This is a genomic window from Micromonospora sp. ABR4_055, from assembly GCF_056160425.1.
On the sequence record NZ_JBSWXD010000198.1, the window covers coordinates 1 to 10539 of the forward strand.

General features: G+C 72.1%; 6 protein-coding genes. 2 read left to right on the top strand and 4 right to left on the bottom strand.

Annotation, left to right across the window (positions count from 1 at the left end):
• Positions 1-121: 121 nt before the first annotated feature.
• The 4 genes from ACXAHD_RS29095 to ACXAHD_RS29110 all read right to left on the bottom strand — a co-directional run bounded on the left by ACXAHD_RS29095 (position 122) and on the right by ACXAHD_RS29110 (position 6677).
• Complete coding sequence (locus ACXAHD_RS29095; RefSeq protein WP_281567206.1) at positions 122-2491, bottom strand: glycoside hydrolase family 65 protein; 2370 nt, start codon at positions 2489-2491, stop codon at positions 122-124.
• Entirely contained in the window at positions 2488-3237 is a 750-nt protein-coding gene (locus tag ACXAHD_RS29100) for an HAD family hydrolase (RefSeq protein WP_281551984.1), read from the bottom strand. Before ACXAHD_RS29100 ends, ACXAHD_RS29095 begins: the two co-directional genes overlap by 4 nt.
• 96 nt (positions 3238-3333) lie before the next feature.
• On the bottom strand, positions 3334-4647 hold the full coding sequence (locus ACXAHD_RS29105) for an ABC transporter ATP-binding protein (RefSeq protein ID WP_281551985.1): 1314 nt from the start codon (positions 4645-4647) through the stop codon (positions 3334-3336).
• A gap of 125 nt (positions 4648-4772) precedes the next feature.
• Positions 4773-6677 carry a hypothetical protein gene (locus ACXAHD_RS29110; protein ID WP_475054624.1) on the bottom strand — a complete coding sequence of 635 codons (1905 nt, stop codon included), beginning with the start codon at positions 6675-6677 and terminating at the stop codon, positions 4773-4775.
• Between the two features lie 110 nt (positions 6678-6787).
• On the opposite strand from ACXAHD_RS29110, the gene ACXAHD_RS29115 reads away from it, so the two are divergent.
• Together ACXAHD_RS29115 and ACXAHD_RS29120 are read left to right on the top strand one after the other, a co-directional pair.
• On the top strand, positions 6788-8254 hold the full coding sequence (locus ACXAHD_RS29115; RefSeq protein ID WP_281551987.1) for a glycosyltransferase family protein: 1467 nt from the start codon (positions 6788-6790) through the stop codon (positions 8252-8254).
• A 254-nt stretch (positions 8255-8508) separates the two neighbouring features.
• Complete coding sequence (locus ACXAHD_RS29120) at positions 8509-10368, top strand: S8 family peptidase (protein WP_475054627.1); 1860 nt, start codon at positions 8509-8511, stop codon at positions 10366-10368.
• Positions 10369-10539 lie beyond the last annotated feature (171 nt).

The following is a 10539-nucleotide window of genomic DNA, read 5'->3' on the forward strand; positions in this document are numbered from 1 at the left end:
CCACCCCCCCCCCCCCCCCCCCCCCCCCCCCCCCCCCCCCCCCCCCCCCCCCCCTCCCCCCCCCCCCCCCCCCCCCCCCCCCCCCCCCGAGACGCAGGTCGTCAGCACGAGACGTAGGTTGTCAGTCGGTACGCGCCGACCGGCGTACCGGTGAGCGGCCGGTCGGCTGCTGCGGCGGCGGACTGACCGGGCCGGCCGGCGGGATCGCCCGGATGACCGGCTTGTCCGCAGCCACCGTGATCGGTTCGCCGTGATGGGTCAGGTCCACGGTGGCGTTCTGATCGACATCGCGCAGCGAGTAGGTCACCTCGTCGTGCTGGACAGCCACCCGCAGCCGTAGGCCCCGCCACATCATGGCGAACTCCAGCCGGTTGATCCGCTGCGGCAGCCGGGGAGCGAAGGCCAGCTCCCCGCCGTGGTCACGCATCCCCCCGAAGCCGGCGACCAGCGCGAGCCACGCCCCGGCCAAGGCGGCGACGTGGATACCGTCGCGGGTGTTGCGGTTGATGTCGTGCAGGTCCATCAACGCGGCCTCACCCATGTAGTCGTGGGCGAGCTCCAGATGCCCGGTCTCCGCAGCGATCACCGACTGGGTGCACGCGGACAGCGACGAGTCCCGCACCGTACGCCGCTCGTAGTAGGCGAAGTTGCGTGCCTTCTCCTCCTCGGTGAACGCGTCGCCCCGCCAGTGCATCGCCAGCGCCAGGTCGGCCTGCTTGACCACCTGCTTGCGGTACAGGTCGAAGTACGGGTAGTGCAGCAGCAGCGGATAGTGGTCCTGCGGGGTGCCGGCGAAGTCCCACTCCTGGTGCCGGGTGAACCCGGCCGACTGCGGGTGCACGCCCAGCTCGTCGTCGTACGGAACGTGCATCGACAGGGCCGCGTCCCGCCAGGCCGCGGTCTCCTCGTCGTCGACGCCGAGCACCCAGGCCCGGTCGGCGTAGCGCAGCGCGCAGTCGGCAGCGGTCAGCAGGTTCCGCTGCGCCATCAGGTTGGTGTAGATGTTGTCGTCGACCACGGCGGTGTACTCGTCCGGCCCGGTCACCCCGTCGATGTGGAACCGGCCGTGCCGGTCGTGGTGACCCAGCGAACGCCACAGCCGAGCGGTCTCCACCAGCAGTTCCAGGCCGATCTCCCGCTCGAACTCGACGTCGCCGGTGGCGTGCACGTACCGCCGGACCGCATCGGCGATGTCGGCCGCCACGTGGAACGCGGCCGTACCGGCCGGCCAGTACGCCGAGCATTCCTGGCCCCGGATGGTCCGCCACGGGAACGCCGCCCCGTTGAGCCCGAGCATCCGGGCCCGCTCCCGCGCCTGGTCCAGGGTCGAGTGTCGCCAGCGCAGCACCGAGGCGACCGCCCCCGGCTGGGTGTAGGTCAGCACCGGCAGCACGAACATCTCGGTGTCCCAGAAGGCGTGCCCGTCGTACCCCGGGCCGGTCAGCCCTTTCGCCGCGATCGGCCGCTGCTCGGCGCGGGCACCGGCCTGCAGCACATGGAACAGCCCGAACCGGACCGCCTGCTGGATCTCCGGGTCGCCGTCCACCCGCACGTCCGAGTGGTCCCAGAAGTCGTCGAGGTACTTGCGCTGCTCGGCGCAGAGCCCTTCCCAGCTGGAGATCCGAGCGCCGGCCAACGCCGCGCCGACCTGGTCGCGCAGCGCCGGCAACGAGCGCTGGCTGGACCAGCCGTACGTCAGCAGCTTCACCATCCGCAGCCGCTGCCCCGGCTCCAGCAGGCAGGAGACGGTGGTCCGGACCCAGTCGTCGAATCCTTCGGTGCTGACCGACACCTCGCCGGGCCCGTCGATCTCGTGCCCCATCGCCGCTGCCATCCGCAGCCCGCTGGCCTTGGTCCGGTGGATGAGCAGCCCGCCGTCGGGCTGCACCAGCCGCTCCTCGGCCTGCAGCGGCGTCTCCAGCACCGCGGCGACGCGCGGGTCCTTACTCTGTGCCGGCAGCTCCTCGTTGGCGACCAGCTCGGACTGCACGATGATGCGCAACGGCTCGTCGACCGCCTCCACCTCGAAGCAGATCGCCGCGACCGCCCGCTGGGTGAACGACACCAGCCGGGTGCTGCGGACCCGGGCGGTACGCCCGGCCGGCGAGCGCCACTCCAGCCGGCGGTCCAGCAGACCGGCCCGCAGGTCGAGCACCCGCTCGTGGGAGAGCAGGTCGCCGTAGCGCACGTCGAACGGCTCGTCGTCGATCAGCAGCCGGATCGGTTTGCCGTTGGTGACGTTGACCAGCGTCTGGCCGGACTCGGGAAAGCCGTAGCCGGCTTCGGCGTACGGCAGCGGCCGCAACTCGTAGAACGAGTTCAGATAGGTGCCGGGCAGCCCGTGCGGTTCGCCCTCGTCCAGGTTGCCGCGGAATCCGACGTGCCCGTTCGCGAGGGCGAAGACCGACTCCGACTGGGCCAGGATGTCGAAGTCGAGCCGGGTCTCCCGCACATGCCATGGCTCCACCGGGTAGGCCCGCTCCCGGATCACCGTTCGGCTCCGACCAGCAACTCCCCCAGATCGCTCACCACGATGTCGGCACCGTTGGCGAGCAGTTCGTCACCGATGCCGACCCGGTCGACACCGATGACGCAGCCGAACTCCCCCGCTCGCGCCGCCGTCACGCCGGCCAGCGCGTCCTCGAACACCGCAGCGTTGCCCGGCTCGACGCCGAGCTGCGCGGCAGCGGCCAGGAACGTGTCCGGTTCCGGCTTGCCCCGCAGGCCCTTCTCGCGCGCGATCACCCCGTCTACCCGCACCTCGACCAACTCCTCAATCCCCGCCGCGATCAGCACGTCCCGGCAGTTGGCGCTGGCCGAGACGACGGCCCGGTGCAGCCCGACCCAGCGGGCAGCATGAAGGTAGGCCAGCGAACCGTCGTAGACCTGCACCCCGTCTTCGGCGATGCGTCGCAGCAGCACCTCGTTCTTCCGGGTGCCGATGCCGTACACGGTGTCGGCCTCCGGGGGGTCGTCTGCCGACCCCTCGGGAAGCTCAACGCCCCGCGAGGCAAGGAAGGAACGCACCCCGTCGGCCCGTGGCCGGCCGTCGACGTAGCGGCTGTAGTCGGCGCCCGGGTCGAACGGATGGAACGGCTGGCCGGTGTCGGCGGCGCGGGCGCGGAGGAAGTTGTTGAAGGTCTCCTCCCACGCCGCGTTGTGCACTTTCGCGGTCTGAGTCAACACCCCATCGAGGTCGAACAGGCAGGCGGTCACATGAGCGGGTAGACCGAGCACGCAGCCAATCTAACCTGATCTCCGGTCGGCCGGCTCGGTTTCCACCGGCGCGCCAGCCCATGGTGACCAGTCAGTCACTCATCGCCGGCCGCCCTCTCACCGCCATCCGACGTCGATCCGGTCGCCCCGTTCGTCGAAGAAGTGCAGGGCGTCCATCCGGACCGAGACGGCCAGCGGATGGCCGGGGGTGACCGCCGGGTACGGGGCCAGTCGCACGGCCAACTCGGCCGGCCGGCGGTGGTGCCGCCCCGGATCGCTGAGCACGCTCTCCCGGTCCGGGCCGGACTCGGCCGACTGGTCTCCGACGTCCGCCCGCCTGACGGACCGACCGGTGAGGCGCTGCATCACGCCGCCGAACCGGCGCAGCCGGCTACCGGCACCGGCCGGTTCCACCGCCGTACCGGCGAGGTCGTCGACCACGATCGCGGTAGCCCCGATGTCGAGGTAGGCCAGCGACTCGTGGCCGTGGTGTTCGAGGAACCGGATCCGGCCCTGCAGCACGTCGCCCGGGCTGCCGGGGGCCACCGGGGTCAGCGCCTCGGCCCGCAGGCCGACCACGATGCGTTCCCCGTGGTAGTGCGACACGGCCCGGGCCCGCAGATCGGTCCAGGGCAGGTAGATGGTCTGTTCGCCCAGGTTGAGCGCGACGTAGCGGTCGAGATGGACGTAGACCGAGGCCTCCAGCAGGTTCATCCGGGGACTGCCGAGGAACGCGGCGACGTAGAGGGTGGCCGGCCGGCCGTACACCTCGGTCGGGGTGCCGACGTCCTGCAGCACGCCCTTGCGCATGATCGCCACCCGGTCGGCCATGGTGAGCGCCTCGGCCTGGTCGTGGGTGACGTAGACGGTGCTGACGCCGAGCTCGCGGACCAGCCCGGAGATCTCCGCCCGCAGCTCGGCCCGCAACCCACTATCCAGGTTAGACAGCGGTTCGTCCATCAGGAACAGGCCGGGACGGCGGACGATGGCCCGCCCCATCGCCACCCGTTGCCGCTGACCGCCGGATAGCTGACTGGGCTTGCGGGCGAGTACGTCGCCGATGCCCAGCGCGCTGGCGACGTCCGCCACCCGCTCCTGCCGGGACGCCGTCTCCACTCCGGACAGGCGCAGCGGGAAGGCGATGTTGTCCCCCACCGACATGTGCGGATAGAGGGCGAAGTCCTGGAAGACCATCGCGACCCGGCGGTCCCTGGGCGGAATGTCGTTGGCCAGCTCGCCGTCGAGCAGCACCGCACCGCTGCTCGGATCCTCCAGCCCGGCGATCATCCGCAGCACGGTCGACTTGCCGCAGCCGGACGGGCCGAGGAGCACCATGAACTCACCGTCGTTGACGTCGAGGTTGACCTTGTCGACGGCGACGGTCCCGTCGGCAAAGACCTTGGATACATCCTTGAGCGCGACGGTGGTCACCGTCACCTCCCCAGCCATCGGTTGCCGGCCCCCGAATGACTGTGACGAGCGCAATCGCCCTGGCACATCGGGTAAACGTGCCATGTTCGTACTGTGACAGCTCGATCACCAGGAGGTCGGATAGATTACCGAGCGGTTACTTCGGGTAGTCCGACCGGCGACGTACCGAACTCCGGATGCCGGGGCACCCCGTCCCACTGCTGGCCACCCCGACGTAGGAAGTAGTCGAGACCGGCGTCCCAGGTGTGCCCGGCCGCCCGCCGTTCGTACAGGTAGCCGAGCGGATGGGTGCGGTAGATAAGCCCGCCGGCGCGCAGCACCCGGTCCATCAGGCCACGGTCGACCGACCGGGGCACCGGCCGCCAACCACCGACCGCCTCCAGATCTCCGCGCGCCATCAACATCGTGCCGCCGGCCACCGGGGCGCCGTACGCCTCCGGCGGCACCGCCGCCCGGCGGACCGTGACCCCGAGCATCTGCAGCACCACGAACTCGGCTGCCTTGCCGACCAGCATCGCGCCCGAGTACTCCCGGGCCAGCACCAGGTCCCAGATGTGCTCCGGGCCGTACACGTCGTCGTCGTCGACCTTGGTGACCAGGCTGCCCCGGGCCCGCGCGGTCGCCGCGCCCATCACCTCGCCGAAGCTGAACCCGGCGGGCGCGCTGAAGATCTGGATCGGCCGGCCGCACTCGCCCAGCTGCGCCCGCAGGTCCGCCGTCAACTCGATGCCATGCAGGCAGAGCACGATCTCCAACTCCGGGTAGGTCTGCCCGGCCAGCTGCCGCACCACGTCCGGCAGGTACTCGGGACGCCGGGTGACCAGCACCGCGCTCACCGACGGCGGCGCCGCCAGCGCCGGAAATGTGTCGGCGGTGACGTCACCGGCGGCAAACGCGGCGGCGTGCCCACGCAACGCCGCCGACCGCTGCCGTACGCTGCGGATCTCCCACTCCAACGGATCCGCGCCGACCCCGGGCAGGCCGCTACGCAGCACCGCGAGCAACGGCTCGGCCAGCCGGTCCGCCACCGCCGGCGGCAGTTGCGGCACCCGCAGCACGGCACCGGTCGCCGCCAGCTGGGCCAGCAGCGTCGCCTCCGCCGCCGGCGCGATCGCCGGCACGTCGGGGCAGATCAGATGGGTGAACCGGCGGATCGCCGCCAACTGGTCACCGGACAGCGGTACGCCGGCCAACCCGCCGCGCGCCACCGGCACCGCACCGGCTCCGGCTGCCGGTGCCGACCCGGCGGGGGCGGACTCAGCCGGCCGCACCTGCCAGCCGGGCACCGGGTCGGCGGGCAGGAACTCCAACACCCCGGTCGGCTCCGTCGGCCCGTACCGGCGGCCCCGGCTGACCGGATTCGCCACCGCCGAATCGATCAGCACCAGCGGCTGCCGGTTGGCCACCCGGGCACCGGTGCCACCGGCGGTCACCGCCACCCCGACCAGGTCCGCCGCGGCGGCCAGCGTCGCCGCGTCCGGGGCGAGCACCACGTCGTACCCACGGATCTCGGGGTTCGTCGTCAACGCCCCGGTCACCGAATGGTTGGCGGCGACCGGCAACCAGCCGGGCGCCACCCCGACCGCCGCGACGTCGGCGCTGGCTGGTCGGGGCAACGGCCGGACCGGCGCCAGCACCGCCAACGCGGCGGTGAGCAGATCGTGCAGCGGAATCGGCTCGACCAGGTCGACGCTGAGCCGTGCGTTGCCGCCACCGCGCGGCAGCCGCACCCGGTGCCGCCGCAGGCCCGGCACCGTACCCAGCCGGCCGGACCAACCAGCGGTCGGCGGACGCCAACGGCGTACCCGGACCACCAGCTGGCGGGTCGGCGTGGCCGCGGCCGGCTCAGCCAGCAGGCGGCGCAGCGCCGCCACCGAGTCGGCGTCCACCAGCGCCCGGCGGGCCGCCCCGGTGGTCGGCCCGGACACCGGGCGGCCGTCCGGTCGATCGGTCAACCGGACCCGCCACCACCAGCGCCGGTGATCGGGACTCCCGCCGCGCACGACGCCACCCACCGTATTCTCCGCCACCTGCGCCACCCTGTCGTTCCGGCTCGGAGCACCACGTCGGGCCGACACGCGCGACGCCCGACCCACATCACGGCAGAGGCTACCGGCCGGGCTTCCGGTACGCTGCACGCGTGTCCCTGCCTGGTGCCGTGTCCGCCGCTCCGTCACCACACAACGACTGGACGCTGATCGCTCCCGTGGAGCCCGGTCACCCGGCGCCCACCGCCCAGGTGAGCGTGCTGGTGGTCGGCGACGGTGGCGACCCGGCGGGCGCCGCCCGTACCGTCGCCGCACTGCGCCAGCAGCGGTACCCTGACCGGCTGTTGCAGATCGTCACCGTTGCCGCCGACAGCGCCTTCGCCGACGAGGTCGGCACCGCGAAGGGCGAGATCATCGTCCGGATTCCGGCCGGGGCGGTCCCGGCACCGGACCTGGTCTCGGCGCTCACCCGCTGGCAGCAGGCCAGTCCGGCGGCGGTCAGTGTCGCCGTACCGATGATCTTCTCTGGCCGGGCCCCGGACCCGGACGTGATCGTGGCCCACGCCAGCGCCGGCACCCTCGGCCAGCTCTTCCCGGGCAGTACGGTCGACCCCGGGCTGGCCCGCCTGCTCGACACCACGCATCAGCTCCGCACCGCCGACCATCTCGTCTTCCTGGCCGCCGCCGGCACCGGTTACGCCTTTCAGCGCGACCGCTACCAGGCCGGCTCCGACCAGTTCCAGGGCGCCGACGTCGAGGTCGCCTACCGGCTGGCGCAGGCCGGGGCAGTGTTCGTGCCGGAGCCGGCGGCGACGCTGTGGACGGCCGCCGCGGCGGATCCGGTCGCCGCCGGGCGGGCCGACGCCGAGCTGACCGACCTGGTGCCGTTTCCCCGCGAGCGTCGCCGCCGTCCCGGCCGGGTCTGGCAGGTGCCACTGGTGACCGCCGTGGTGCCGGTCGACCAGCCGTACCAGGTGGTCCGGTCCTGCGTCGACCGACTGCTCGGCGGCAACGAGCGCGACCTGCACGTGGTCCTGGTCGGCGACTGGGCCGCAGCCGGGACGGACAGCGGCGGGACGGACAGTGGCCGAGCCGACCTGCGGCTGCTGGCCGCCGAGTACCGCAGCGAACCACGGGTACGGATGGTCAGCAGCGCTCCGGTGACCGCCTTCCCCACGCCGTACCTGCTCCGGGTGCCGTCCCGGCTGGGCGTCGGTCCGCGGACCGTCGGGTCGCTGGTCGCGGCGATGGAGAAGTGGCGGTGTGGTCTGCTGCGGGTGCTGCCGGCCGGTGCCGGTGCCCCGACCCACGCCGTCGAGTTGTGGTCCACCGCGGCCCGCAGCCGGGCGGTGCACGGCGGTACCGCCGACGGCGCGCTGGTCGAGGCTGTTGCCGCCAGCCACGGTCAACGGTGGGAGACCGGCAGCGAGTACGACGTCGTCGACCTGACCACGACCGGGTCGGGCGCGGCCGGCGGCCAGGCTACGGCCGGGCCGCCCGCCGGCCGCCGGGCCGGACAGACGGTCACCGTCGGTGGGGCCCGCAGCCTCGGCCGGGCGACCGTCTTCGTCGCCCGCAAGTACGCCCGCGGGGTACGCCGTCGGCTGGTCTCCCGCTGAGCGTCGATCAACCGCCCCAGCCCAAGGGCGATCATGAAAATTCCTTGTTTCGGGCCGCCAGGCACTGCCCGCTGTTCGGGCACGGCACCGCAGGTGGGCGATGATCTCGCCGGTTCCATCGCACCAATGGTATAGACGTTTCGGCATATAACTTCCCAGTGTCGACCCAGATTACTCTCAGCAAGATCGGCGTTCACTGATCCGCTGTCACCGTCAGCGGACTGACGCCTGCCGATCTGATGGGAGGACGGGAGATGAATCTCCCCCGCAGGATCATCGTCGTCGGTGCCACAGCACTGGCCATGGTGGCGGCAGTCACCGGACCGGTCACCGCCGCCGAACCGGAGGGGACGATCCGGCACGCCGGTGGACCGACCGCCGTACCGGACAGCTACATCGTGGTCTTCAAGAAGAGCGCGGTCACCCGGGGACAGGTCGCCGCGACCGCCCGCAGCCTCGCCGGCCAGCACGGCCGGACGGTGGCCCGCACCTACACCGCCGCGCTGCGCGGCTTCGAGATCTCCGCCAGCGCGAAGCAGGCGGCCCGGATCGCGGCCCACCCGGCCGTCGAGTACGTCGAGCAGAACCACACCGTACGGATCGCCGACACCCAGCCGAACCCGCCGTCGTGGGGGCTGGACCGGATCGACCAGCGCGATCTGCCGCTGAACGACTCGTACACCTACCCGAACACCGCGTCCAATGTGCACGCGTACATCATCGACACCGGGATCCGGTTCAGCCACAACGACTTCGGCGGCCGCGCGGTCAGCGGCTTCGACGCCGTCGACGGCGGGTCGGCCGACGACTGCAACGGCCACGGCACGCACGTCGCCGGCACCGTCGGCGGCACCGCGTACGGCGTCGCCAAGGGTGCCACCCTGGTCGGCGTCCGGGTGCTGAACTGCTCCGGCAGCGGCACCACCGCCGGCGTCATCGCCGGGGTGGACTGGGTGACCGACAACGCCGAAATGCCGGCGGTGGCCAACATGAGCCTCGGCGGTGGCGCCAACACCTCGCTGGACACCGCGGTGCGCAACTCGATCGCCGCTGGTGTCACCTACAGCCTGGCGGCGGGCAACAGCAACGCGAACGCCTGCAACACCTCCCCGGCCCGGGTCACCGAGGCGATCACCGTCGGCTCCACCACCAGCAGCGACGCGCGGTCCAGCTTCTCCAACTACGGCACCTGCCTGGACGTGTTCGCTCCCGGGTCGTCGATCACCTCGGCCTGGCACACCAGCAACACCGCGACGAACACCATCAGCGGCACCTCGATGGCCGCGCCGCACGTGGCCGGCGCGGCGGCCCTGGTCGCCTCGGCCAACCCCGGCTGGAGCCCGCAGGAGGTCCGCGACTACCTGTACGACAACGCGACGGGGGGTGCGGTGGGCAACCCGGGCAGCGGCTCGCCCAACCGGCTGCTGTACGTGGTCAACGACGGCACCCCGCCGGCGGACAACTTCTCCATGTCGGTCAGCCCGACGTCCGGCTCGACCACGCCGGGTGGTTCGGTGACGGCGACCGTCTCCACCGCCACCACGTCCGGCTCGGCGCAGTCGGTCAGCTTCTCGGCCAGCGGTCTGCCGAGCGGCGCGACCGCCAGCTTCAGCCCGTCGAGCGTCACCTCGGGCGGCTCGGCCAGCCTGACCGTCAGCACCTCGACGAGCACCCCGGGCGGCAGCTACCCGGTCACCGTCACCGGCACCGGCAGCTCGGCGACCCGTACCGCGACGTTCACCCTCACGGTGATCGGCCCGGGCGGCAGCTGCACCGGCACCAACGGCACCGACGTGGCGATCCCGGACAGCGGGTCGTGGGTGAGCAGCAGCATCTCGATCAGCGGCTGCAGCAGCACCCCCTCGTCGTCGTCGACGGTGGACGTCAACATCCAGCACACCTACCGGGGTGACCTGATCGTCGACCTGATCGCCCCGGACGGCTCCTCCTACCGGTTGAAGAGCTGGGCGTTCTTCGACGGAGCCGACAACGTGATCGAGACGTACACGGTGAACCTGTCGTCGGAGACCGCCAACGGGACCTGGCAGCTGCGGGTCCGCGACATCTTCAGCGGCGACACCGGCTACATCAACACCTGGTCGCTCGAGCTGTGATCCTGTCCCAAGCCCGGTCGAGTCGACCCTGACCGGCTCCGACAGGCACTGCACCGGGAAGGGGGGGGGGGGGGGGGGGGGGGGGGCCAGGACCATTTGGCGGAGGGGTGGCCACCCCGGGGGGAAAACGGGGGGGTGGGTGGGGAAGGGAGAAAGACAACCAGCCACCAA